This window comes from Paralimibaculum aggregatum (assembly GCF_030270585.1).
In the GTDB taxonomy this organism is placed as follows: Bacteria; Pseudomonadota; Alphaproteobacteria; order Rhodobacterales; family Rhodobacteraceae; genus Thermohalobaculum; species Thermohalobaculum aggregatum.
In genome coordinates this window covers 1-24501 of record NZ_BSYI01000013.1, presented here as the reverse complement: position 1 = coordinate 24501, position 24501 = coordinate 1, and the positions used below count along the sequence as shown (strand labels likewise).

General features: G+C 73.3%; 23 protein-coding genes. 7 read left to right on the top strand and 16 right to left on the bottom strand.

The annotated features are described in order from the left end of the window. Position 1 precedes the first annotated feature (1 nt). The 3 genes from QSJ97_RS09725 to QSJ97_RS09720 form a co-directional block, all read right to left on the bottom strand. Complete coding sequence (locus QSJ97_RS09725) at positions 2 to 1240, bottom strand: Y-family DNA polymerase (protein WP_434220906.1); 1239 nt, start codon at positions 1238 to 1240, stop codon at positions 2 to 4. Between the two features lie 292 nt (positions 1241 to 1532). Further along, a complete protein-coding gene (locus tag QSJ97_RS24985) occupies positions 1533 to 2387 on the bottom strand; it encodes a hypothetical protein (protein WP_352231068.1) in 855 nt (284 codons plus the stop codon). A gap of 196 nt (positions 2388 to 2583) precedes the next feature. Then, positions 2584 to 3336, bottom strand: a complete 753-nt coding sequence (locus tag QSJ97_RS09720) for a carbonic anhydrase (RefSeq protein ID WP_285671550.1) — start codon at positions 3334 to 3336, stop codon at positions 2584 to 2586. A gap of 221 nt (positions 3337 to 3557) precedes the next feature. Here QSJ97_RS09720 and QSJ97_RS09715 point away from each other — a divergent pair, with 221 nt between their 5' ends. After that, the gene (locus QSJ97_RS09715; RefSeq protein ID WP_434220905.1) at positions 3558 to 4523 is read left to right on the top strand and encodes an NAD(P)H-quinone oxidoreductase; all 966 of its coding nucleotides are present in this window, start codon (positions 3558 to 3560) and stop codon (positions 4521 to 4523) included. Positions 4524 to 4541: 18 nt separating this feature from the next. Here QSJ97_RS09715 and QSJ97_RS09710 read toward each other — a convergent pair whose 3' ends face one another. Continuing rightward, entirely contained in the window at positions 4542 to 5024 is a 483-nt protein-coding gene (locus tag QSJ97_RS09710) for a VOC family protein (protein WP_285671548.1), read from the bottom strand. A 487-nt stretch (positions 5025 to 5511) separates the two neighbouring features. Here QSJ97_RS09710 and QSJ97_RS09705 point away from each other — a divergent pair, with 487 nt between their 5' ends. The 3 genes from QSJ97_RS09705 (at position 5512) to mutS (ending at position 10680) form a co-directional block, all read left to right on the top strand. Then, positions 5512 to 6711: an aminotransferase class V-fold PLP-dependent enzyme gene (locus QSJ97_RS09705; RefSeq protein ID WP_285671547.1), complete on the top strand. Its 1200-nt coding sequence runs from the start codon at positions 5512 to 5514 to the stop codon at positions 6709 to 6711. A 99-nt stretch (positions 6712 to 6810) separates the two neighbouring features. Beyond that, complete coding sequence (locus QSJ97_RS09700) at positions 6811 to 7845, top strand: 2-dehydropantoate 2-reductase (protein ID WP_285671546.1); 1035 nt, start codon at positions 6811 to 6813, stop codon at positions 7843 to 7845. Between the two features lie 156 nt (positions 7846 to 8001). Then, positions 8002 to 10680: a DNA mismatch repair protein MutS gene (mutS, locus tag QSJ97_RS09695; RefSeq protein ID WP_285671545.1), complete on the top strand. Its 2679-nt coding sequence runs from the start codon at positions 8002 to 8004 to the stop codon at positions 10678 to 10680. Positions 10681 to 10752: 72 nt separating this feature from the next. Here mutS and QSJ97_RS09690 read toward each other — a convergent pair whose 3' ends face one another. From QSJ97_RS09690 to rph, 6 genes are all read right to left on the bottom strand, one after another. Then, positions 10753 to 11124 (bottom strand): YbaN family protein, encoded by a 372-nt coding sequence (locus tag QSJ97_RS09690; protein ID WP_285671544.1) that lies wholly within the window; start codon positions 11122 to 11124, stop codon positions 10753 to 10755. 43 nt (positions 11125 to 11167) lie between these two features. Beyond that, a complete protein-coding gene (hemW, locus tag QSJ97_RS09685; RefSeq protein WP_285671543.1) occupies positions 11168 to 12346 on the bottom strand; it encodes a radical SAM family heme chaperone HemW in 1179 nt (392 codons plus the stop codon). Then, positions 12343 to 12558, bottom strand: a complete 216-nt coding sequence (locus tag QSJ97_RS09680) for a hypothetical protein (RefSeq protein WP_285671542.1) — start codon at positions 12556 to 12558, stop codon at positions 12343 to 12345. The genes hemW and QSJ97_RS09680 overlap by 4 nt, the downstream gene beginning before the upstream one ends. Next, positions 12551 to 12940 carry a RidA family protein gene (locus tag QSJ97_RS09675; RefSeq protein ID WP_285671541.1) on the bottom strand — a complete coding sequence of 130 codons (390 nt, stop codon included), beginning with the start codon at positions 12938 to 12940 and terminating at the stop codon, positions 12551 to 12553. Before QSJ97_RS09675 ends, QSJ97_RS09680 begins: the two co-directional genes overlap by 8 nt. Positions 12941 to 13062: 122 nt before the next feature. After that, complete coding sequence (gene rdgB, locus QSJ97_RS09670) at positions 13063 to 13677, bottom strand: RdgB/HAM1 family non-canonical purine NTP pyrophosphatase (protein ID WP_285671540.1); 615 nt, start codon at positions 13675 to 13677, stop codon at positions 13063 to 13065. Beyond that, positions 13674 to 14405, bottom strand: coding sequence for a ribonuclease PH (gene rph, locus QSJ97_RS09665; RefSeq protein WP_285671539.1), 732 nt, complete (start codon positions 14403 to 14405; stop codon positions 13674 to 13676). The genes rdgB and rph overlap by 4 nt, the downstream gene beginning before the upstream one ends. Before the next feature lie 166 nt (positions 14406 to 14571). Here rph and hrcA point away from each other — a divergent pair, with 166 nt between their 5' ends. Both hrcA and grpE read left to right on the top strand, forming a co-directional pair. Beyond that, on the top strand, positions 14572 to 15663 hold the full coding sequence (hrcA, locus tag QSJ97_RS09660; RefSeq protein WP_285671538.1) for a heat-inducible transcriptional repressor HrcA: 1092 nt from the start codon (positions 14572 to 14574) through the stop codon (positions 15661 to 15663). Positions 15664 to 15665: 2 nt separating this feature from the next. Next, the gene (grpE, locus tag QSJ97_RS09655) at positions 15666 to 16400 is read left to right on the top strand and encodes a nucleotide exchange factor GrpE (RefSeq protein WP_285671537.1); all 735 of its coding nucleotides are present in this window, start codon (positions 15666 to 15668) and stop codon (positions 16398 to 16400) included. A 7-nt stretch (positions 16401 to 16407) separates the two neighbouring features. Here grpE and QSJ97_RS09650 read toward each other — a convergent pair whose 3' ends face one another. The 6 genes from QSJ97_RS09650 to QSJ97_RS09625 all read right to left on the bottom strand — a co-directional run bounded on the left by QSJ97_RS09650 (position 16408) and on the right by QSJ97_RS09625 (position 23990). Then, entirely contained in the window at positions 16408 to 17868 is a 1461-nt protein-coding gene (locus tag QSJ97_RS09650; protein WP_285671536.1) for a hypothetical protein, read from the bottom strand. 163 nt (positions 17869 to 18031) lie between these two features. Continuing rightward, positions 18032 to 18976: a DMT family transporter gene (locus QSJ97_RS09645; protein WP_285671535.1), complete on the bottom strand. Its 945-nt coding sequence runs from the start codon at positions 18974 to 18976 to the stop codon at positions 18032 to 18034. 113 nt (positions 18977 to 19089) lie between these two features. Continuing rightward, positions 19090 to 20259 (bottom strand): M20 aminoacylase family protein, encoded by a 1170-nt coding sequence (locus tag QSJ97_RS09640; RefSeq protein WP_285671534.1) that lies wholly within the window; start codon positions 20257 to 20259, stop codon positions 19090 to 19092. A gap of 60 nt (positions 20260 to 20319) precedes the next feature. Then, entirely contained in the window at positions 20320 to 21501 is a 1182-nt protein-coding gene (argE, locus tag QSJ97_RS09635) for an acetylornithine deacetylase (protein ID WP_285671533.1), read from the bottom strand. A 232-nt stretch (positions 21502 to 21733) separates the two neighbouring features. Beyond that, on the bottom strand, positions 21734 to 22855 hold the full coding sequence (locus QSJ97_RS09630; protein WP_285671532.1) for a hypothetical protein: 1122 nt from the start codon (positions 22853 to 22855) through the stop codon (positions 21734 to 21736). 100 nt (positions 22856 to 22955) lie between these two features. Continuing rightward, the gene (locus tag QSJ97_RS09625) at positions 22956 to 23990 is read right to left on the bottom strand and encodes a sterol desaturase family protein (protein ID WP_285671531.1); all 1035 of its coding nucleotides are present in this window, start codon (positions 23988 to 23990) and stop codon (positions 22956 to 22958) included. Positions 23991 to 24259: 269 nt separating this feature from the next. Between QSJ97_RS09625 and QSJ97_RS09620 the strand changes: the two genes are divergently transcribed. Next, positions 24260 to 24442 carry a hypothetical protein gene (locus QSJ97_RS09620; protein WP_285671530.1) on the top strand — a complete coding sequence of 61 codons (183 nt, stop codon included), beginning with the start codon at positions 24260 to 24262 and terminating at the stop codon, positions 24440 to 24442. Positions 24443 to 24501: the final 59 nt, after the last annotated feature.

Genomic DNA, 24501 nt, shown 5'->3' with positions numbered 1-24501 from the left:
CTCAGGTGAACAGGCCAAGGATGCGCCAGCGCGGCAGCGCGCCGCGCCCGTCGTCGTAGAGCCCCTCGCGGCAGAGCCAGTAGCGCCGGCCCTCGCTGTCCTCGACCGCGTAGCAGTCCCGCGCGCGGTCCTCGAAATCCCGCGGTGCAAGGCCGAGGCGCCACCATTCCGGGCCGAGCCGCTCCGGCCCGCGGGCGCGCACCACCCGCCGCGCCACCCGCCGCCAGACGAAGCGGGCCGGCGGGCCGTCGGGCAGTTCGGCGACCACCTCCACAGGCTCCGGCCGGATCAGCAGCCGCAACGGGCGCGGCGCCGAGCCGGGCGGCGGCAGGGCGCCGGGGGCCGACCAGTCCGGCAGTTCCCCGGTGAAGGGGGCAGCGCGCTCGGCGTGCTCGGGCAGATGGCTCGCCCGCGGCCAGGTCACCGTCACCGCCTCCGGCCCGAGGCGCGCGGCGAGCCGGTCGGCCAGCGCCGCGAGCGCCGCCATGTCCGGCGCCGCCCCCGCGAAACCGCGGCCGAGAGGCGCCGGCGCCGTCTCCATCGCCGCGACACCCTCGGCCTCCAGCACCAGCAGGTCGATGCCGTGGCCCGGGTCGATCGCCGCCAGACGCTCGCCGAAGAGCCGCGCCACATGCGCCGGATCGCGCACCGGCCGCGCAGTGCGGATCTCGACTGCCGCAGTGACGCCATCGGCGCGGTAGGCGCGCAGCCGGAAGCGCCGCGCCCCCTGCCCGGCCGCCGCCAGACGCTCCGCCAGCCGCCCGAGCAGCCGGCCGAGCCCGGCCTCGATCCCGGCAAGATCCAGCAGCGGCTCCGGGCAGGGCAGGCGCTCGGCATGCTCCGGCGGCAGGCCGAGCGGCGCCAGCGGCTCCACCAGCCGGCCCAGCGCCTGGTCGAGCCGCAGCAGCACCTGGTCGGCCAGCGCCGCCGCATCGCCCGCGGCCGTCTCGCCGCCGGCGCTGCGGAACCGCCGCGCCAGGCTCGCCCGGGGCAGCCGCGCGACCTGTCCGATCCGCGTCAGCCCGAAGCGATGCAGCAGCCGCAGCGCCTCGGGCGCCAGCCGCAGCCCCGCCGCCGGCAGCGGCGCCAGCCCGGCCTCGAGCGCCTCCGCCCCGCCCTCGATCCTGGTGATCCGCCCCGGCGCCACATGGGCCAGCGCCCAGGCCGCCCCGAGGCTCGCCGCCAGGCCCAGCCGATGCGCGATGCCGGCCCCCGCGAGCCGCGCCGAGACATCCGCCATCAGCGCCGCCTCGCCGCCGCTCAGATGCGCGCAGCCGGTGATGTCGAGCGCCAGCCCGTCGCGCCCGTCGAGCGCCACCACCGGGCTCCAGCGCGTCATCCAGCGCCCGAGCGCCACGAGCGCCGCCGCATCCGCCGCCCGGTCGATCTCCGCCGAACGCAGCCCCGGCCCCCGCGCCCGGGCATCGGCGAGGCTCATGCCCGGGCCGATGCCGAGCGCCGCCGCTGCCCGGTCCGCCGCCACGATGCGCAGCCCCCGCGCGCCCCGCTCGGTGAGCGCGAAGCCCGGTGCCTCAGGCGCGCCGGCGGAGCGCTTCCTCGCTCCCGCCGGCGAGAGCGGGCAGGCCCCGCCCGGCAGGCCCCGCGCGCGCCGCAGCCGGTCGATCGGCCAGTCGGTCAACCACACGCAGAGCATGCGTCGCATCGCCCACCTCCAGCTCGCAGCTGCGCCCCGCCGCCCAGGGCGCCGCCCGCGCCCGCACCACCGTGACGCGCCAACGCGCCGCGCCGGGAGCCAGCCGGTCATGCGGGTCGGGCGCCGAGGGCGCCGCCGCCACCCGCCAACGGCTCGCCGCAGCGCTCGCCCCCGCACGGTCATGCGGCAGCAGCAGCAGCGCCGGCACCCCGGCGGCCGCCACGGCCAGCGAGAGCCGCCGCGTGGCGGTGAAACCGGCCTCCGGCAGCTCCGCCGCCACCGCCGCCACCGCGCCGGAGCGCAGCGCCTCCTCCACCGCCCAGAGCCCGTCGACCGGCCGCGCCACGGCAACCGAGAGCAGCCGGCCGGGATCGCCCCCCGCCGCCGCCAGCCCGCGCGCCGAGAGCCGGCCATGGGCGCGCATCGCCGCCGCCGAGGCAATCCAGACCAGCGGCCCCGCGGCAGCCCGCTCCGCGGTCCCGGCCAGCACCGCCAGCGCGAAGCCCGCCACCGCCCCCATGTCGCCGAAACGCGCCTCGACCAGCTCGTGCAGCCCGCTGCGGCCGAGACCCGCCGCAAGCGCCGGCACGTCGCCCTCCGGCACCGCGGGCCCGGCGAGCGCCAGCCGGGCCGCCCGCGCCGCGCCGCCCGCCAGGGCCGAGACCAGGGCCGGGTCGAGGACAGCGGCCGCGGCTGGCCGCAGAGGGCGTGTCAGGGTGCGGTGCGATTCCATATGTTCATTCTTTGTTCTCACCGCGTGCGAGTCAAGCTCGCCCCCCGGCGCCCGGGAGCCATCCGCAGCCGGAGGCCCCGCCCGCCACAGGTCCCGCCCGGGCAGCCGCGCCGCGGGCGCGAGGGCGGCAACCGGGAAGACGGTTTGCGCGGCGCCCCGCTCGCGCTGCCGCGCTCAGCCCGGGGAAAGGCCCGGCTCAGCCGGCTGCGGCCGCCACCGGCTCGAAGCGCCTGCTGTCCGGGGAATAGGCATGCAACGTGCCCGCGCCGATATCGATCCAGGCGCCGTGCAGGCTGAGCTTGTCCGCCTCCAGCGCCGTCTGCACGAAGGGAAAGCTCATCAGGTTGCGCAGCGAGGTCAGCACCGCCTCCTGCTCGAGCACCGGCCCCCGGCGCTCCGGGTCGGGCTCCGCCGCCACCGCCCGCTCCCAGCCGGGACGGAGAATGTCCATCCAGCGGCCGATGAAGTTCCCGCTCTCGTCGAGCTCCGGCGCCTGGCCCGAGCACATCGCCTCGCAGGCCGCGACGCCGCCGCAGTTGGAATGCCCGACCACCAGGATATGCGCGACCCGGAGCGCCGTGACCGCGTATTCCACCGCCGCCGAGGTGCCGTGATGCTGGTGATCGGGGTTGAAGGGCGGCACCAGGTTGGCGACGTTGCGCACCACGAAGAGATCCCCCGGCTCGGCGCCGAACATCTGCACCGTGTCGACCCGGCTGTCGCAGCAGCTGATGATCATCGCACGCGGGCGCTGGCCGTCCTCCGCGAGGCGGGCATGCCAGATCCGGTTGGGCTTGAAGCGCAGCGCGTGCCAGCTCGCGAAGCGCTCGGCGAGATAGGGCGGCAACGTCCCGGCCGCCACCTCGCCGGCAGCTGCCGGTGCCGCCTTCGGCTCGCCGCCGGCCGCCGCCCCGCTCCGCTTCGACCCGCCCGGTTTCGCATCGCTCATCGCACGCTCCCTCTCCGCCCGTCCATGTCCGTCCTGCCGCCACCGGCGCCCGCGGCGCTTGCATCGCCGCCCGGCGCCTCTTAGCGAGTTCCATGCGCAGCACAGGCTACGCTGCAACGCAAGGTAAATGGGGCAGGCGCGCGCGACTGCAACACCGGCCCCCTGCAAGCCGGGCATCATCCCGGCGCGGCGACAGATGGGAGGACAGGCGCATGACGCAGATGACGGCGATCGAGCATGGCCAGGGCGGCGGCCCCGAGGTGCTGGTGCCGGCGGCGCGCCCGGTGCCGGTGCCGGGCCCCGGCGAGGTGCTGGTGAAGGTGACCGCGGCCGGCGTCAACGGCCCGGACCTGATGCAGCGCCGCGGGCTCTACCCGCCGCCGAAGGGCGCCTCCGACCTGCTCGGCCTCGAGGTCTCGGGCGAGATCGTCGGCCTCGGCGAGGGCGCCACCCGCTGGGAGGTCGGCGACCGTATCTGCGCGCTGACCAATGGCGGCGGCTATGCCGATTGCGTCACGGTGCTCGAGGGCCATTGCCTGCCGCTGCCGCCGGGGGTACCCGAGCGCGACGCCGCGGGGCTGCCGGAGACCTATTTCACCGTCTGGTCCAACTTCTTCCACCACGCTGCGCCGCCCGAGGGCGGGCTGATGCTGGTGCATGGCGGAGCCGGCGGCATCGGCTCCACCGCGATCCAGCTCGGAGCCGCGCTGGGGCTGCGCGTCTTCGCCACCGAGGCGGCTGGCGGGCTCGACTTCTGCCGCGGGCTCGGCGCCGAGCGGGCGATCGACTACGCCTCGGAGGATTTCGTCGAGATCGTCCGCGCCGCCGGCGGGGCGGACCTGATCCTCGACATCGTCGGCGGCCCCACCATCGCGAAGAACATCAAGGCGGCGCGCCACGACGCGCGGATCGTCAACCTCGCCTACAATGCCGGCTCCGAGGTCACGCTCAACATGATGCCGGTGATGCTGAAGCGGCTGGTGCTCACCGGCTCGACCCTGCGCTCGCGGCCCGACGCCTTCAAGGCCGCGGTGGCGCGGGAGCTCGAGGACCGGGTCTGGCCGCTCTTCGGCGCCGGGCGGCTGAAGCCGGTGACCCACACGGTGCTGCCGCTCGCCGAGGCTGCCGAGGCGCACCGGCTGATGGAATCGGCCGGCCATCGCGGCAAGATCCTGCTCACCCCCTGAGCCGGGCCAAATCGCCGCTCAGGGGGTCTGGCGCAGCGGGCGGCTGCCCAGATCCTCGGCCAGCATCAGCAGATAGCCGTCCGGGTCGAGCACCGCGATCTCCCGGCGGCCGCCCTCGCGGTCGCCGATGCGGCGCCAGGCCTCGCGCGGCCCGGCATGGAGCGGCCAGCCCGCCTGCTCCAGCCGCCCGATGATCGGCTCGAGGCCGGCGACGGCGATCTGGAACATCACGCCGCGGCCGAAGGGGCGCGCCAACGCCCCGGTCTCCCAGACCCCGCAGCGCTGGTGCAGCATGATCTGGCCGCCCTCCGGGCGCTCGAGATAGGCGAACCGCTCCGCCGGCCGGTCATAGGCCACCGTGAAGCCGAGCGGGCCCGACCAGAAACCGAGGCTGGCGGCAAGATCCTCGACGAGAAGCTCGGCGACCAGCGGCGCGAAGCCCCCCGCCGGCCGGCGGCCACGGCCCTGCCCGGGATCGGGATCGAGATCGGTGTCGGTCATCGCTGTCGCTCCCCCGGCTGCGGCACCGGCCCAACCTGCCCCCGCCATGCCCGGGCTGGCAACGCCGCAGTCCGCCAGCCGTTCCCTGCACGCGGGGAACCGGGGGTGATTCGCCCCCATCCCGGCAAGGCGCGGCGGCCCCCTCCGGCGCGGCCGGCTGGCGCCCCGGCGGCGATATCGTCTCGGCAGGAAACCCTTCCCGCCACCCCGCCCCACAGCCGCTGCACACCGCGGTTTCCACCATGCGGAAATTTTCTTGCGCGGCGCTTCACGGCCCTCCCGCCGCCAGCGCCGAAAGCGACGCTCTGCCCGAGGGAAAGCGGCATCCGCCTCCGGGCGTGAAGGCCAAGCCCATGCACCGGAAACAAATTTTGAATGGCAGGCCCTGCCCGCCACCCGTATCGCAACAGGCCAGACACGGCGCGCCCCCTGCGCCCGTATCCGCAACATCTCCGGCGCCGACCGGAACGAACATGAAGGAACGCACATGAAGACCGGCTTCAATGCCCTGTTCATTCCGGGCCCGACCAACATGCCCTTCCGTGTCCGCCAGGCGATGGACGTGGCGCTGGAGGACATGCGTGCCCCCGATTTCGGCGACTTCACCAAGCCGATCTTCGAGGACACCAAGAAGGTGTTCAGATCCGAGACCGGCCAGGTCTTCATCTTCCCCGGTTCCGGCACCGGCGGCTGGGAAAGCGCGATCGCCAACACCCTCTCGCCCGGCGACAAGGTGCTGATGAGCCGCTTCGGCCAGTTCTCCCATCTCTGGGTCGACATGTGCCAGCGCTTCGGCCTCGACGTGCAGTGCATCGAGGTGGAATGGGGCAAGGGCGTGCCGCTCGACGCCTACGAGGCGGCGCTTAAGGCCGACACCCGGCACGAGATCAAGGCGGTCTTCGCCTGCCAGAACGAGACCGCGACCGGCGTCACCTCCGACATCGCCGGCGTGCGCCGCGCGCTCGACGCCGCAAGGCACCCGGCGCTGCTGATGGTCGACGGCGTCTCCTCGGTCGGCTCGATCGACATGCGCATGGAGGAATGGGGCGTCGATGTCTGCGTTTCCGGCAGCCAGAAGGGCTTCATGCTGCCCACCGGCCTCGCGATCATCTGCGTCAGCCAGAAGGCGCTGGCGATGCAGTCCAGCGCCCGGCTGCCGCGCACCTTCTTCTCCTGGGAGGACATGTCGAAGCTGAACGCCGACGGCTATTTCCCCTACACCCCGGCCACCACGCTGCTGCGCGGCCTGCGCGCCTCGCTCGACATGATCTTCGAGGAGGGGCTCGACAACGTGATCGCCCGCCACCACCACCTCGCCGAAGGCGTGCGCCGCGGCGTCCTCGACGGCTGGAAGCTTGACCTCTGCGCCCGCGGGCCGGAATGGTATTCCGACACCGTGTCGGCGATCCTGGTGCCCGAGGAGGCCGATGCCCGCCAGGTGATCGCGCGCGCCTACGAGCGCTACAACCTCTCGCTCGGCACCGGGCTGGCCAAGGTTATGGGCCGGGTGTTCCGCATCGGCCATCTCGGCTGGCTCAACGAGGTGATGGTGGCCCAGGCGCTGGCCGGCGCCGAGATGGCGATGCGCGACTGCGGCATCATGGTGGAGCCGGGCTCCGGCGTCGGCGCCGCCACCGAGTACTGGCGTACCGCCACCGGCAACACGATGGCGCAGGCCGCCGAATAGGCCGCCCCTCTTCACCTGGCCCGCGGCGCGCCGCGGGCCACCGGGATGGACCACCGGATCGGCGCACCGGAACCTGCGCGACATGGAGGAGGAGACCGCATGAAAATCTGCATCTTCGGCGCAGGCGCCATCGGCGGCTATCTCGCGGCGGGGCTGGCAAGCGTCGAGGGCACCGAGGTCTCGGTGATCGCGCGCGGCAAGCATCTCGAGGCGATCCGGACCAGCGGGCTCACCCTGATCAAGGACGGCGCCGAGACCACCGTGCAGGTGAAGGCGGCGCTCGACCCCAACGAGATCGGCCCGGTGGACGTGATCTTCAACGCGCTCAAGGCCCACCAGTCCTGGGAATCGGCGGAATACCTGCGCCCGCTGATGCATGACGACACCGCCGTCGTGTGCTGCCAGAACGGTGTGCCCTGGTGGTATTTCCACGGCCTCGGCGGCGCGCATGAGGGCCGGCGGCTCGACGCGGTGGACCGCGGCAACCGGCAGTGGGACATCATCGGCCCGCACCGCGCCATCGGCTGCTCGGTCTATCCTGCCGCCGAGATCTCGGGGCCCGGCGTGATCCGGCATGTCTATGGCGACAAGTTCGCCCTCGGCGAGCCCGACGGCTCCGCCAGCCCGCGCATCCGGATGATCTCCGAGCTGCTGGAGAAGGCCGGCTTCCGCGCGCCGGTGCTCGAGGACATCCGCTCCGAACTCTGGCTGAAGCTCTGGGGCAATCTCTGCTTCAACCCGATCTCGGCGCTGACCCGCGGCACCCTCGACGTGGTGGCCAGCCATCCGACCTCCCGCGCCACCGCCAAGGCGATGATGCTCGAGGCGCAGACGATCGCAGAGAGCCTCGGCGCGAGCTTCCGCGTCGATGTCGAGCGGCGGATCAACGGCGCCGCCAAGGTCGGCAAGCACCGCACCTCGATGCTGCAGGATCTCGAGGCCGGCAAGGCGATGGAGATCGACGCCCTCGTCACCGCGGTGCAGGAAATGGGCCGGATCACCGGGCACCCGACGCCGACGCTCGACGTCGTGCTCGGACTCGTGCAGCAGCTCGGCATGAGCCAGGGTCTCTACCCGACCTATCCCGAGGAGAACGACACCGACACGGCCGGCACCGACGCCGCCGCGGCCTGAGCCCCTTCTTCCCTGTCGAGGGCTCGCCGCCGGGACGCCGCTGCGCGTCCCGGCGGTTTTCGTCTGCGCCCCCTCTCGCGCGCAGCCTCGGGAATGCTAAACACCGCGGATCGCCCGTTGCTCCCCACGACCTGCCGGCAAGGAGACCCGTGAGCCATGGCCAAAGCGTCCGAGCCGACGCCGATGATGGCGCAGTATCTGGAGATCAAGGCGCAGCACCCGGATGCGCTGCTGTTCTACCGGATGGGCGATTTCTACGAGATGTTCTTCGAGGATGCCGGGGCGGCGGCGGCGGCGCTCGACATCGCGCTGACCAAGCGCGGCAGCCACGAGGGCAACGACATCCCGATGTGCGGCGTGCCGGTGCACTCCGCGGAGAACTACCTGCACACGCTGATCGCCAAGGGGTTTCGCGTCGCCATCGCCGAGCAGACCGAGGACCCGGCGGAGTCGAAGAAGCGCGGCGCCAGGTCGGTGGTGCAGCGCGCGGTGGTGCGGCTGGTCACGCCGGGCACGCTGACCGAGGAGAGCCTGCTCGAGGCGCGCGCGCACAACCACCTCGCCGCCTATGCCGAGATCCGCGGCGAGGGGGCGCTGGCCTGGGCCGATGTCTCCACCGGCGATGTCGCGGTCAGCGAGACCGGGCGCGCTGGGCTCGGGCCGCTGCTGGCGCGCCTCGCGCCGCGCGAGCTGCTGCTGCGCGAGGACATGGCGGCGGAGGCCGAGCTGGCCCGGCGCATCGAGGATGCCGGCGCCGTGCTCACCCCCCTCGGCGCGCCGAGCTTCCGCACCCAGAGCGCCGAGGACCGGCTCGCCCGGCTCTATGGCGTGGCGACGCTGGAAGGCTTCGGCAGCTTCTCGCGGGCGGAGATCTCGGCCCTCGGCGCGATCGCGGACTATCTCGAGCTGACCCAGAAGGGCCGCCTGCCCCGGCTGAAGCCGCCGCAGCGCGACCGGGCCGGCAGCGTGATGGCGATCGACGCCGCCACCCGCCGCAACCTCGAGATCACCCGCAGCCTCTCCGGGTCCCGCGAGGGGGCGCTGCTGGCGGCGGTGGACCGCACCGTGACCGGCCCCGGCGCGCGGCTGCTCGAGGCGCGGCTGGCGGCGCCGCTCACCGGCCCCACCGCGATCGCCGAGCGCCACGACGCGGTGGCGGCGCTGCTCGACGCCCCGGCGCTGGCCGACGCGCTGCGCGAGCGGCTCCGCGCGGTGCCGGACATGGAGCGCGCGCTGGCCCGGCTGGCGCTGGAGCGCGCCGGCCCGCGGGACCTCGCGGCGATCCGGGCCGGACTCACGGCCGCGGGCGAAATCGCGGCAGCCCTGGCCGGCGAGGCGCTGCCGGGAGAGCTGGCCCCGGCGGCGGCGGCGCTCGACGGGCACGAGGCGCTGGCCGGGCGGCTCGCCGCGGTGCTGGTGGCCGATCCGCCGCTCCGCCTCGGCGAGGGCGGCGCGGTGGCGCCGGGCGCGGTGGCGGAGCTCGACGAGGCCCGCGCGCTGCGCGACGACGGGCGCAAGGTAATCGGCCAGATGCAGGCCGACTATGCCGCCGAGACCGGCATCGCCTCGCTGAAGATCCGCCACAACAACGTTCTCGGCTATTTCGTCGAGACCACCGCCACCCATGCCGAGCGGATGCTCGCGCCGCCGCTCTCCGAGCGCTTCCGGCACCGCCAGACCATGGCCAACGCCGTGCGCTTCACCACGCCGGAGCTGGCCGAGCTCGAGAGCCGCATCGTCAATGCCGGGGCGCGGGCGCTGGAGATCGAGCGCCGGGTGCTGGCCGAGCTCACCGCGGCGGTGCTGGAGGCGGAACCGGCGGTGCGCGCTGCCGCCTCGGCGCTCGCCGTGATCGACCTCGCGGCGGCGGCGGCGGCACTGGCGCGCGAGGCCGGCTGGGTGCGGCCGAAGGTCGATGCCTCCCGCGCCTTCGCGATCCGCGCCGGACGGCACCCGGTGGTCGAGGCGGCGCTCCGCCGGCAGGGCGCCGGGCCCTTCATCGCCAACGACTGCGACCTCTCGGCGGAGGCCGAGGGGCCGGCGCCGCTCTGGCTCGTCACCGGTCCCAACATGGCCGGCAAGTCGACCTTCCTGCGGCAGAACGCGCTCATCGCGCTGCTGGCGCAGGCCGGGCTCTACGTGCCCGCGGAGGCGGCGCATATCGGCGTGGTGGACCGGCTGTTCTCCCGCGTCGGAGCGGCGGACGACCTGGCCCGCGGGCGCTCGACCTTCATGGTCGAGATGGTCGAGACCGCGGCGATCCTCAACCAGGCCGGGCCCGGGGCGCTGGTGATCCTCGACGAGATCGGCCGCGGCACCGCCACCTATGACGGGCTCTCCATCGCCTGGGCGGTGCTGGAGCACCTGCACGAGGCGAACCGCTGCCGCGGGCTGTTCGCGACGCATTACCACGAGCTGACGGCGCTCGCGGAGAAGCTGCCGGCGCTGGCCATGGTGACCGTCGCGGTGCGCGAATGGCAGGGCGAGGTGATCTTCCTGCACGAGCTGCGCCCCGGTGTGGCCGAAAGCTCCTACGGCGTGCAGGTGGCCAAGCTCGCCGGGCTCCCGGATGCGGTGACGGCGCGGGCGCGGGAGGTGCTGGAGCGCCTCGAGCGCAGCGAGCGCGAGGGCACGACGCCGGAGCTGCTCGACGGGCTGCCGCTGTTCTCGGCGGTCAGGCCGCGGGCACGGGCGCCGGAGCCGGCAAGCAGCGGGGCGGCCTCGGAACTGGGCACACGGCTCGCGGAGATCGATCCGGACGAGCTGAGCCCGAAGGCGGCGCTCGAGCTGGTCTACGAACTGAAGCGCCTCGCCGGGGGGACCGGCGCCGGGTGACGGCGCCGCCGCCCGCAGACCAGCAACCGCCCCCGCCGATCCACCCGCCGGCCGACCGCGACGCCGCGTCTATCAGCCACCGGGGGCGGGGCGATCCGGCCGGGTCAGGATGAACACCGCCACCACGCCGAGCACCGCCGCCTGCACTGCCAGCACCGGCGCCGCGACGCCGAGCGCCAGCGAGATCCCGAAGCTCGCCGCCATGCTGCCGAGCGCCCAGCGCTTGCCCCGCCGCGAGATCGCCCCGTGCACCCGCCAGTCGTCGATTGCCGGGCCGAAGCGGGGATGGGTAGTCAGCCAGGCATGGATCCGCTCGGAGCCGCGGGCAAAGCAGAAGGCCGCCAGCAGCATGAAGGGCACCGTGGGCAGCAGCGGCAGCACGGCGCCGACCAGCCCCGCGCCGAAGGCCGTCCATCCCGCCGCCATCCAGAGCATCCGCGTCATCGTGCCCTCTCCCTCTGCCCGGGATATGGGGCCGGGCCCGGCCTCAGGCCAGCAACTCGGCGAGGATCGCGTTGAGCACCAGCCGGCCATCCGGCGTCGCGGCGATCCTGCCCGCCTCCTCCGCGAGCAGCCCGTCGGCGACCAGCGCCCGGACCCGCGCCTGCGGCAGCGCCGCGCCGGAGAGCCGCGCCGCCCGCGCCGGCTCCGCGCCCTCGGCGAGGCGCATCGCCATCAGCAGATATTCCGTCGCCTGGTCGGCGCCCGAGAGCGCCTCCTCGACCGCGATCCCGTGCCCGGCCCTGCGCACCGCGGTCATCCAGGCCGCCGGGTCGGACAGCGTCTCGGTGGCGACCCGTCCACCGCCCCGCGTCACCCGGCCATGGGCACCCGGGCCGATCCCGGCATAGTCGCCATAGCGCCAGTAGATCAGGTTGTGCCGGCTCTCGGCGCCAGGGCGCGCATGGTTCGAGATCTCGTAGGCCGGCATTCCCGCCGCCTGCGTGATCTCCTGCGTCAGCCGGTAGAGCCCGGCGGCGGCCCCCTGCCCCGGCACCGCCAGCCGGCCGCGGGCATGCAGCTCGGCAAAGCGCGTGCCGGGCTCCACGGTGAGCTGGTAGAGCGAGAGATGGTCCACCGCCAGCGCCAGCGCGCGGGAGAGCTCGGCCTCCCAGGCCGCCTCGGTCTGCCCGACCCGGGCATAGATCAGATCGAAGCTCACCCGCGCGAAGACGCCCCGTGCGGTCTCGAAGGCGGCCACCGCCTCGGCCGCGGTGTGCTGCCGGCCGAGCGCCTTCAGATCCGCATCGTCCAGCGCCTGCACCCCGAGCGAGAGCCGGTTGACCCCGGCCGCCGCATAGCCGCGGAAGTTCTCCGCCTCGGCGCTGGTCGGATTGGCCTCGAGGCTGATCTCGGCGCCCGGCGCGAGGCCCCAGAGCCGGTCCGCCGCCTCGATCAGCCGCGCCACGGTGGCCGGGCGCATCAGGCTCGGCGTGCCGCCCCCGAAGAACAGGGTGTCCGCCCGCCGCGGCCCGGTGAGCGCGCGCATATGCGCCATCTCGGCAAGCAGCGCCTCGGCCCAGCCGTCATGGTCGATCGTGCGGGAGACATGGCTGTTGAAGTCGCAATAGGGGCATTTCGCCTTGCAGAACGGCCAGTGGACATAGATGCCGAAGCCGCCGGAACACCAGTCCGCCCGGGTCTCCGGTGCCAGCGCAAGGCTCACGATCCGCCTCCCCGGCGCAGGCTCCAGAGCACCCAGGCGATGCCGGCGCCGCCGCCGGCCACCGCCGCGAGATTGTCGCGCCAGAGCCCGAAGCCGAGCGCCGCGCCGAAGAGCCCGAGCAGCACCGCCGCGTTGCGCGCCGCATAGGCCCGGCGCGAAGCCCGCCGCGCCGCCCGGTCCGGGCGGCCCCCGGTTCCCCCCGGCTCAGCCATCGCCGTCGCGATAGGCAGTGACCTCGATCTCCACCTTCATCTCCGGCGCCACCAGCCCGGCCACCACCATGGTCGCCGCGGGACGCACCGTGCCGAAGGCCTCGCGCAGCGCCGGGGCGATCTCGGCCTGCAGTTCCGGCGCCGTGATGGTGTATTGCACCCGGACCACCTCCGACATCGCGAAGCCGGCCTCGGCGAGCGCACCCGAGATGGTCGCCAGCGCGTTCCGCGCCTGCTCGTGCGCGCTCTCCGGCATCGCCATCGCGGCGTAGTCGTAGCCCGTGGTGCCGGCGACGAAGCACCAGGGCCCCGCCGCCACCGCGCGGGAATAGCCGAACTCCGCCTCGAAGGGCGATCCCGAGGAAATCAGTCTGCGTGCCATGCCTGCCTCCTGACCCATGCCTGCCATCCTGGCGCTGCCGCGCCCCCGCCGCGACGCCGGGGCCGAGGCGCGGGGTGGGCGGGCGGGCGCGCCCTCGGAGCCGGGTCGTGGCGGGGGCGCGGCTACTGGATACAGGTGGCGAGCAGCTTGCGAAAGGCCCGCGCGCGGTGCGAGATCGCGTGCTTCTCGTCCGGGTTCATCTCGCCGAAGGTCAGGCTGTGCCCCTCGGGCAGGAACATCGGGTCATAGCCGAAGCCCCGGCTGCCCCGCGGCGGCCAGACCAGCTGGCCATCGACCCGGCCCTCGAAGACCGCCGCATCGCCGTCCGGCCAGGCCAGCGCCAGCGCGCAGACGAAGGCGGCGCGGCGCGGCGCCGGCACCTGCTGCCCGTCGAGGCTGGTCCAGACCTTCTCCATCGCATGGCCGAAATCGCGGCCCTCTCCGGTCTCGGCCCAGCGTGCGGAATAGACCCCGGGCGCCCCGCCGAGCGCCTCCACCGCCAGCCCGCTGTCGTCGGCCAGCGCCGGCAGGCCCGAAGGCATCGCCGCGGCGCGCGCCTTCAGCACCGCGTTGCCCTCGAAGGTGGTCTCGGTCTCCTCGGGCTCGGGCAGGCCGAGATCGCCGGCCGAGACCGTCTCCAGCCCGAAGGGCCGGAGCAGGTCGTCGATCTCGCTCAGCTTGCCCGGGTTGTGCGTCGCCACCACAAGCCGGGTGCCGGCGACCAGTCTGCGGCTCATGCCGCCTGTCCCGCGAAGGGCGCGACCGCCGCGCGCTGCGCCGCGACCAGCTCGCCGATGCCCTTGCGCGCGAGGCGCAGCATCTCGGCGAACTCCGCCTCGGTGAAGGTCGCCGCCTCGGCCGAAGCCTGAAGTTCCACCAGCCCGCCGGCGGCGTCCATCACGAAGTTGGCGTCGGTGCCGGCCTCGCTGTCCTCGGCATAGTCGAGATCGAGCACCACCTTGCCGTTGTGCACGCCGCAGGAGATCGCCGCCACCGGCTCGCGGATCGGGTTCTCCATCACTTCGCCGGCCGTCAGCATGTGCTGCCCGGCGAGCCAGAGCGCCACCCAGCCGCCGGTGATCGCCGCGGTGCGGGTGCCGCCATCGGCCTGCAGCACGTCGCAGTCCACCACGATCTGGCGCTCCCCCAGCACCACCCGGTCGAGGCTCGCACGCAGGCTCCGCCCGATCAGCCGCTGGATCTCCTGGCTGCGCCCGGTCTGGCCGTTCTTCGCCTCGCGGCGGTTGCGGCTGGTGGTGGCGCGCGGCAGCATCCCGTATTCGGCGGTGACCCAGCCGAGCCCGGTGTTGCGCAGGAACGGCGGCGGCTTCTGCTCGACGCTCGCGGTGCAGAGCACGTGCGTGTCGCCGAACTTCACCAGCACCGAGCCCTCGGCATGCTTGGTGAAGCCGGTCTCGATGGTGACCTCGCGCAGCTGGTCGGGCGCACGGCCGGATGGGCGCATTGTCTGTCTCCCCTCATTATCGACCGTCTCGATAGCTGCTGCGGGCGCGCCGGTCCAGCGCTCCATGCCCCCTTGCCGGGCGCTGCGCGGCCGCCTGCGCATTGACGTCGGCGACGCCTGCGCTTACCTCGCTGCGGGTGGTTGTAAGCCAAGGGGTGCCTGAGCCATGGCCGAGCAGACACCGTCGCTCGCCGATCTGAACGACCGCAGCCGGACCATCTTCGCGCGCCTCGTCGAGACCTATCTCGAGAGCGGCGCGCCGGTCGGCTCGCGCACGCTGTCGAAGACGCTCGATCTCGGGCTCTCGGCGGCCTCGGTGCGCAACGTGATGCAGGATCTCGAGATGCTCGGGCTGCTCGGCAGCCCGCATACCAGCGCCGGGCGGGTGCCGACGCAGCTCGGCCTGCGGCTCTTCGTCGACGGCGTGCTGGAGTTCGGCGACGTCTCGCCGGAGGAGCGCTCCCAGATCGAGGCCAGCATCGCCCAGAAGGACGCCGACATGACCACGATGCTCGACCAGGCCGGCAGCCTGCTCTCGGGCCTCTCCCACTGCGCCAGCCTCGTCATGGCGCCGACCCGCGAGAGCGCGGTGCGCCATCTCGAGTTCATCCAGCTCGGCGACGGCCAGGGCCTCGCGGTGCTGGTCTTCGACGACGGCACCGTGGAGAATCGCATCTTCGACGTGCCGCCCGGGATCACCCCCTCGGCGATGCGCGAGGCGGCGAACTTCCTCAACGCGCACCTGCGCGGCAGCACCCTCGGCGAGGCGCTGCGGCGGATGGGCGAGCAGATCGCGCTGCGCCGGGCCGAGCTCGACGGGCTCGCCGCCTCGCTGGTCGAGCGGGGCATCGCGCTCTGGGACGACGGCTCCCGCGGCACGCCGGAGCGGCTGGTGGTGCGCGGCCGCGCCAATCTCCTCGAGGAAGGGCAGGACGCCGAGGATCTCGAGCGCATCCGCCAGCTCTTCGACGACCTCGAGCACAAGCGCGATCTTGCGCAGCTGATCGAGATGGTTCAGGAGGGCGAAGGCGTGCGGGTCTTCATCGGCTCGGAGAACAAGCTGTTCTCGCTTTCGGGTTCCGCAGTGGTTATCTCGCCCTACACGGATTCCAACCGCCGGGTGATCGGCGCCATCGGCGTGATCGGGCCGACCCGGCTGAACTACGGCCGAATCGTGCCGATCGTCGACTATACCGCCCGCCTCGTGGGCCGTATGGTCGCCGACGGGGTCGGGCCGACCAAGACAAGGAAAGGCTGAAGATGGGTAACGACGCGGAGAAATCCCCCGACACGGCAGCAGGCATGCGCCCGGAGGACACCGCTTCGGGCGCCGCTGGCGACATCGCCGGCGATGCGGAGGACACGGCGGCGACCCCGGATCGGAAATCCGGGCTGAGCGCCGAGGACCTCGTCCCCGGGCTCGGCGATGCCGTGGCGGCGGAGGAGCTTGCCGCGCTCGAGGCGCGTGTCACCGAACTGGAGGCGGAGCGCGACGAGATGAAGGACCGGCTGATGCGCGCGCTGGCCGAGGCGGAGAATGTCCGCCGCCGGGCCGAGCGCGACCGCCGCGATGCCGAGACCTATGGCGGCACCAAGCTGGCGCGCGATCTGCTGAGCGTGCACGACAACCTCGCCCGCGCGGTCGCCGCGGCGGATGAAGGCCTGCGCGAGAACCATGCCAGCTTCCTCGAAGGGGTCGAGCTGACCCAACGCGAGCTGCTCAACGCCTTCGCCAAGCACAAGATCCAGCCCGTGGAGCCGGCCAAGGGCGACAAGTTCGACCCCAACCGCCACCAGGCGATGTTCGAGGCGCCGGTGCCGGACGCCCAGCCGGGCACCGTGATCGAGGTGATGCAGGCCGGCTTCATCATCGCCGACCGGCTGCTGCGCCCGGCCCTCGTGGGCGTCGCCAAGGCGCAGCCGAAACCCGCGGCTGCCGCGCCGGCCGAGAGCGCGGCGAGCGGCGAGGAACCGCCCGCCGAAGGCTCGACCTGATCCCGCCTCAGCGCTTCGGCGCCGGGCGGAAGACGCCGTCCGGCAGCCGCACCAGCACCGGCGCGGTCTCACCCGGGCCGGAGGGTTCCACCCAGCCCGGCTGCGGCCGATGCGGCATGTCGAGGAAGTCCGCCCGGTGCGCCGCGCAGAGCGTGTCGAGGCTCGGGCACTGCACGGCATCGCGCCCGGTGAGATAGGCAATGCGCAGCGCCAGCGCCCGGAACTCGCCCAGCACCGAGGCGCCGGCCACCGCGCCGGGCGAGCCGGCAAGCACCAGCGGTCCCTGCCCGGGCGCCGCGGCGACGATCTCCGCCGCCAGCGCCCGGCTCGCCGCCTGATAGCGTGCGGCGCCGCCAAGCCGGTCGCGCCAGAAATCGAGCCCCTGCACCGCCGCCAGGCCCAGCGCCACGGTGAAGCCCGCACCGATCGCCCGATGCGGCGGGCACTGCGCCGCCCAGGACAGCACCGCCACCACCAGCAGCCAGACCGCCAGCGCCTCGGAGAAGGCCGGCACCCGGCTGCTGTGCATCGCGCCGATGCTGACCACCAGCAGCACGATCCCGAGCCCGCCGAGCAGCCGGTGCGCCAGCGGCGGCGCCCAGAGGAACAGCACCACGAGGCCGAGCGCCACGAGCCCCGCGCCGAGCAGCGGCTCCGGCCCGAAGAGCCCGAGCGCCATCCGCACCAGCCAGGGCGCGAGCAGGTCGAGCGGATCCTCGGGCGCCGCGCCGGCCGGCTCGCGCAGCACGCCCAGCGCGCCATGCATGGCCCAGTTGAGCACGAAGATCGCCACCACCCCGATCACCAGCCCGGCCAGCACCGCCAGTAGCGAGCGGCCGAGCGCCCCCGGCCGCTCGTCGGGCCAGGCGCCGGCAAGCAGAACCGCCAGCAGCACCAGCGGCACCGCGACATCCGCCATCAGCCCGAGCGGCACCGCCACCAGCGCCGCCCATTGCGCCGCCGCGAGCGGCAGGATCGCCACTGCAAGCGCATAGGCGGCGATCACCGCCACCGCGGGCACCAGCTCCGGAAAGGCCCGCGCAAGCTCGGCCGCCGGCGGCGCGAAGAACAGCGCCGCCGCCGCGATCCAGGCGCGCCATGGGGTGGTGTCCATGCGGAAGATCCCGAGTGCCAGCGCCGCCGCCGCCACCGCCCAGAGACCGAAATACAGCATCTGCTGGCCCGCGAGCGAGATCTCCGAGGCCTCCATCGCCCAGAGCCAGCCAAGCCAGCGGCCCTCGCCCAGCGCCCGCGAGAGCGCCGGACCGGCATCGCCGAGCAGCATCGGATAGACCGGCGCGGCCACGAAGGGGTCGGACACCGCACCGGGCACGGCGAGCGCCATCAGCAGGAGCGGTGCCAGCACCGCCACGAGAACCCTGACCGGCGCGAGAGCACTACCGCAGGCGCGGTTCCACAGCTGGACCCGACGCGCGCGCGCGCCGTCCTCGTCGTCCTCGTCCCACATGGCGACACCCACTCCTCGACGCATCGAACCCGCCCCGGCCAGTTGCCGCCGCGGCCCGGTTCTCCATAGCGATGCGCCAAGGCCACAGTGCCAAGGCGTCTCGCTCCACACACACCCTTATTATCGTTACCAGAAATCGCGCCCCTCGTCCATTGCGTGGCGCTTATCCCTCAGTCGGGCTCTCGCCGCATCGCCGCGGCCGCACCAGCGCGAGACCGGCGAAGACCAGCACCGCCGCCGCCCAGACCCAGGGCGAATGCCGCTCGCCGAGCAGCGCCATGCCCCAGCCGATTCCCGAAGCGGTGACGAGATAGCCGACCTGCGCCGCGAAGACCGGCCCGGCATGGCCGATCAGCCAGACGAAGCCGAAATAGGCCACCACATGCAGCAGCGCGCAGGCCACGAGCGCCGCCTCCGCCATGCCGATCGCGGCGGGCAGCACCGGCCCTTCGGCCATCGCCACCAGCGGCGCGAGCATCAGCGCCGCGGCCCAGGAGAGCCCGCACATCACCTGCACGGGTTTCAGCCCCTCCGGCCGGCTCGCGGCGATGACGGTGTTCTCCCCGGCATAGGACAGCGCGACCAGCATCGGCAGCAGGAGCCACAGCGCCTGCCCGCGCTCCGGCAGGCTGCTGCCGGGCAGCACGATCAGCAGCATCGCCGCGAGGCCGAGCACGATGCCGAGCACCCGCCGCGGATCCCCGCGCTCGGCTCCGGTGACGAGCGCCAGCACGAGGGTGAGCATCGGCACGGTGGAAAGCGTCAGCGCCTGCACGCCCACCGGCAGATGCCGGATCGAGACGAAGCTGACCGTGTGCGGCAGCGCCGTGCCGAGCAGCCCGCAGACGGCATAGAACAGCAGGTGCCGCCGGCCGAGCGGCAGCGCCATCCCCCGGACCCGGAGAATCGCGGTGAACACCGTCACGGCGATCAGCGTCTGCCAGAAGGCCAGCTGCACCGCGCCATGGCTCCCGCCGGCAGCGATCTTGGCGAGGAGGCCCGTCGCCCCCCAGGCGAGGCCGATGCCGGGAAGGGCCGCCCAGGCCAGCGGAGCGCCGGCAAATCGGGGCGCGCGGGATGCGAGGGATGTGCTGGGCGAAAGCGGCATCGGGCGGTCTCCATGCATCGGCGGCGCGGAGGCATCTCCGCATCGCATGGCCCTGAACCCTGTGCCCGAGGTGGAGCGGGGGATAGCAGCCCCCGCCAGCAGGTCAACCCCGCTCAGGCCGGCATCGCGGTCTCCACCAGCCGCGCCCAGTAGGAGCAGCCATAGGGAATCGCCTCGTCGTTGAAGTCGTATTCCGGGTGGTGCACGCCGGCGGTATCGCCGTTGCCCACCCAGATCAGCGCGCCGGGGCGGGCGTTGAGCATGAAGGAGAAATCCTCCCCCCCCATCACCGGCGCCACATCGCGGTCGACCCGGCCCTGTCCCGCCACCTGCTCGGCCACGTCGCCGGCGAAGCCGGCCTCGGCGGCGCCGTTGATCGTGACCGGGTAGTCGCGGACATAGGTGTATTCCGCCACCGCGCCGAAGGCCCGCGCGGTGTGGCGCGCGATCAGGCCGATGCGGTCCTCCACCAGGTCGCGCACCGGCTCGGCGAGCGCCCGTGCGGTGCCGGTGAGTTCGACATGCTGCGGGATCACGTTGTGCGACCAGGGCCCGGTATCCACCGAGGTGACGCTGACCACGGCGTTCTCGATCGGGTCGACATTGCGCGCCACCACCGATTGCAGCGCGGTCAGGATCTGCGCCGCCACCAGCGTCGTGTCGATGCAGGCATGCGGCCGCGCGGCGTGCCCTCCGACCCCCTCGACGCGGATGGTGAAGAGATCCGCCGCCGCCATGATCGGCCCCGGACGGATCGCGAACTGGCCCACCGGCAGGCCCGGATAGTTGTGCATGCCGAAGACCTTCTGGATGCCGAAGCGTTCCATCAGCCCGTCGTTCACCATCTCGCGGCCACCGCCGCCGCCCTCCTCCGCCGGCTGGAAGATCACCACCGCGGTGCCGTCGAAATTGCGCGTCTCGGCGAGATAGCGCGCGGCACCGAGCAGCATGGCGGTGTGCCCGTCATGGCCGCAGGCATGCATGTGGCCGGGGCTGGTCGACTTGTAGGGCAGGTCCCGCACCTCCTGGATCGGCAGCGCGTCCATGTCGGCGCGCAGCCCGATCACATGCCCCGAGCCGGTGCGCTGGCCGCGGATCACGCCCACCACTCCGGTGCGCCCGATGCCCTCGAAGACCTCGTCGCAGCCGAAGCTGCGGAGCTTCTCGGCCACCACGCCCGCGGTCCGGTGCACCTCGAAGCCGAGCTCGGGATGGGCGTGGATGTCGTGGCGCCAGGCGGCGATCTCGTCGGCCATGTCGGCGATGCGGTTGATGACGGGCATTGTCGTGTCCTCGTGGGAGCTCGTGAATGGCTTGAAATGTTCGGGCGTGTGCCCTGGGCGTCAGGCGGCGGCCAGCCGGTCGATGACCCGCGAGACGAAACGCGCGCCCTCGGCGAACTGGGCCTTGGAAATGAACTCGTCCGCTTGGTGCGCCTGCTCGATCGAGCCCGGCCCGCAGATGATCGCGGAATAGCCGGCATCCTGGAACTGCCCGGCCTCGGTGCCATAGGCCACCACGTGCTCGCCGTTGTCGCCGGTGAGCGCGCGGGCAAGATGCTCCGCCGCGGCGGTCTCCTCGGGCTCCTTGCGGCAGCCGGGCGCCTGGCTGCGGATGCTGACCTCGATGCCGGCCTCCGGACGCACGGCGCGGATCTCCGCCGCGATCTCCTCGCAATGGGCGCGGTAGCGGGCGATCCACGCCTCCTGGCTCTCGCCGGGCATCGAGCGGATGTCCATCGAGAAGCGGCAGTCCTTGGCGGTGATGTTGTGCGCGGTACCGCCCTCGATGCGCCCGACATGGAGCGTGGTATAGGGCGGCTCGAAGAGCTGGCCCACCGGGTCGGAGCCGGTCTCGGCCGCGGCCTTGTTCTCGGCCATGCGCTCGGCCGCCCAGGAGATCAGCCGCGCCGCAGTCATCACCGCCGAGACGCCCTGGTGGCAGAGCGAGGAATGCACCTCGTAGCCGAGCACATGGGTCTGCAGCCCGGTGACGCCCTTGTGCCGGCTGACCACGCGCATCTCGGTCGGCTCGCCGACCACCACGGCGGAGGCCGGCGGCAGGGTCTCGCGCATCTCGGCGATCATCGAGGGCGCGCCAAGGCAGCCCACCTCCTCGTCATAGGAGAGCGCGATCTGCACCGGGCGCTTCAGCGGCGCGGCGAGCATCTCCGGCACCGCGGCGAGCACCAGCGCGTCGAAGCCCTTCATGTCGCAGGAGCCGCGGCCATAGAGCCGGTCGTCGCGCTCGACGAGGCGGAAGGGGTCGGTGCTCCAGGGCTGGCCATCCACCGGCACCACGTCGGTATGGCCCGAGAGGATGATGCCGCCGGGCTCCGCGGGGCCGATCTGGGCATAGAGATTGGCCTTGGTGCCCTCCTCGTTGTGCACGAGGCGGCTCTCGACGCCATGGCCCGCGAGATAGTCGCGGACGAAGTCGATCAGCGCGAGATTGCTGTCGCGCGAGACGGTCGGGAAGGCGACCAGCCGGGCGAGCATCTCCTGCGGCGTGTAGGTGTCGGGCATGGCGGGGACTTCCTTTCGCTTGCGCGCACATGCTGTACGCCACGGGCGAAAGGTCAAGGGGCCGGGCGCCCGTCGGGGCGATCTGCCGAGGCGCGGGCAGCCGGCGCTGTTCCACGGGGAACGCCGCCGCAGGCGCCGGGAAGCGGGCAGGCACCGCCTGCCGGAACGAGAAAGGCCCGGCCGCGCTTGGGGGCGCGGCCGGGCCGGGATCGTGCCACCCGGGCGAGCGGTGCTACTCGGCCGGTTGCCCGGCCGGGCCCTGCGGCCCCGGATCGCCCTTCGGACCCTGCGGACCGGCATCACCCTTCGGACCCTGCGGCCCCGGCTCGCCCTGTGGCCCTTGCGGGCCCCGATCGCCCTTGGGCCCCTGCGGACCGGCATCACCCTTCGGACCTTGCGGTCCGGCGGGGCCGGTGTCGCCCTTCGGACCCTGCGGGCCGACGTCACCCTTCGCGCCCTGCGGGCCGGCGGGGCCGGTATCGCCCTTCGGACCCTGCGGCCCGGGCTCGCCCTGCGGCCCGGCTGGACCGGCATCGCCCTTCGGCCCCGGCGGACCGGCAGGCCCCGGATCGCCCTTGGCACCCTGTGCCCCGGCGGGACCGGTCTCGCCCCTGGCACCCGATGCCCCCGGTTCGCCCATCGGGCCGGCGGGACCGGCTTCGCCCTGCAGACCTTGCGGACCCTGCGGACCGGCGTCGCCCTTCGGCCCCTGCGGACCGGCCGGGCCCGGATCGCCCTTCGGCCCCTGGGCACCCTGCGCGCCGGGATCGCCCTTGGGCCCCTGCGGCCCCACGGGTCCCGGTGCGCCCTGCGGGCCGGCCGGGCCGGTCTCGCCGCGCTCGCCCTTCGGACCCTGCGCCCCGGTATCGCCCTTCGGCCCTGCCGCGCCGACCGGACCCTGCGGACCGGCCGCGCCGGCATCGCCTTTCGGCCCCTGCAGGCCGACCGGCCCCTGCGGCCCGGCCGGACCGGTATCGCCCTTCGGCCCCTGCGCTCCGGCAGGACCGACCGGCCCCTGCGGACCCGCAGGCCCCTGCGGCCCCGCCGGACCCTGCGGGCCAACCGCACCGGCCGCGCCCTGCGGTCCCGGCTCGCCTTGCGGGCCGGGTTCGCCCTGCGGGCCCGGATCGCCCTTCTCCGGTGCCGGCCGTGCCGCCAGATCCGCCTTCAGCGCGGCGAGCTCGCCCTGCATCGCGGTCACCTGCGATGCCGGCACGCCGCCGAACAGTTTCAGCACCATGTCGTCGGTTGCCGCGTTCAGCACCAGAAGCACCAGCCCCAGCGCCGCAGCACCTGCCGCGCCATAGCCGAGCCCGGTGCTCGCATCGATTTGCGATGTCGTCTTTTCGGTCATGATCCCCCCGCAGTTCGACTGCTTGTTTGCGACTTCCACTTAGCAGAAAGACCGTCACGATGCACCGCTCTTCTCGGCGCGCGCGAGAGCCCGGAGGGCCTCACCCGGCGGCCCGCGTCCCCGGCGCCTTGCGACGCGCCGGTGTTTCCGGCTCCGGCCGCGGTGCCGCCCGCCGACCGCGCAGCACCGCCCAGCTCTCGGCAAAGGGGCGCAGCATGGCCGATCGCAGGTCGGGATGCGGCTGCGGGATCGGCCGGCCCGCGCGGTCGGCGAGGCCGAAGCGCAGGGTCTCGGGCCGCTCCGGCACGTAGAGCGTGCCGAACATCCAGTCCCAGACCGCGAAGACATTGCCATAGTTGCGGTCGTGGTGCTCCACGGCGCAGGAATGGTGGATCTGGTGCTGTGCCGGCGACATGAACACGTGGTTGAGCCGCCGGCCATAGCTCACCCAGATATGGCTGTGGTTGAAGTTGGCGATCGCCGCGGTATAGAGCACCGCCGCCGCATTCGCGCCGCCGATCGTCAGCATGTCGATCTGCCCCACCAGCAGGAACAGCATCGCCCCCTGCGCCGTGCCGACGAAGAGGCTCGCCGCCAGCGTCATCAGCAGATCATAGACCGGGTGCTTGCGGTAGAAGGTGACCGGCGTCATCACCTCCGCCGAGTGGTGCAGCGCATGGAACGGCCAGAGCACCGCCGTCTCGTGGTGCAGCCGGTGCACCCAGTAGCCGCAGAAGTCGATCACCGCGACCATCAGCACCGTGACCAGCGCCATCCGCCAGGGGCTCACCGGCGGCGGGTCGTATGTGCCGCCCGTCGCGGAAACGAGCAGCGCCAGGGTCAGCAGCGTCGCGCCGGCGGTGAAGGTGATCCTGGCGAAGAGCCCGGTGGCCGCCACCAGCCGGCCGAGCAGGAAGACCTGGATGTCGACCATGTGCGAGCGGTGCAGGTAGATCTGCCGCGGCAGCAGCCAGCCGAGGAAGCGCCCGGGCCGACCGCGCAGGCGCCAGAGCAGCCAGGCGATGGCGGCGAAGCTCGCGAGATAATAGGGCGCGAGGCGCAGATGCGCGCCGAAGGCCTCGCCGATGCGCGCCGCGATCTCGCCGAGCAGGTCCATGGGGTCGTCCTTCCGCATCGGCGGGGGCTTTCCCGCCGCGAGGCCGCATCAGCCTGTTCCGACGGGATTATCGCGGAGAATGTGGCGCAAACTTGACGGCGCTGCGGTTTGCCGGGCGGGGTGCCCTCCCGGCCCTGCGAACCCCGTGCAGGAAACCGGGCCGCCGGACAGCGCTTCTCCTGCCGCCGACGCTTCTGCCGCGGCCCGGCTGGCATTGCGGCCGGGGCCCTGCTGACACAACGCTGTCAGCAGCCCTGCCATAGACAGGCGGCGAAACGGAGGACCCGATGATCCGGTACATCTATCCCGACGGCACCCATTGCTACCGTGCCCTGCACACGACCCACGCCGTCTATCGCAGCGATGACGGCAGGCTCCTGGCCCGTGCCGACAAGGCGGACGGGTCCGGGCCCTACGAGTTCGAGATCCGCGGGTTCGAGCTCCTGCAGCCCGGCGTGATCTACGACTGAGCCCGGCGGCTGCCTGCCGCCGGCCAGCCCATCCGGGAGCACGCCCCCCGTTTGGCTGG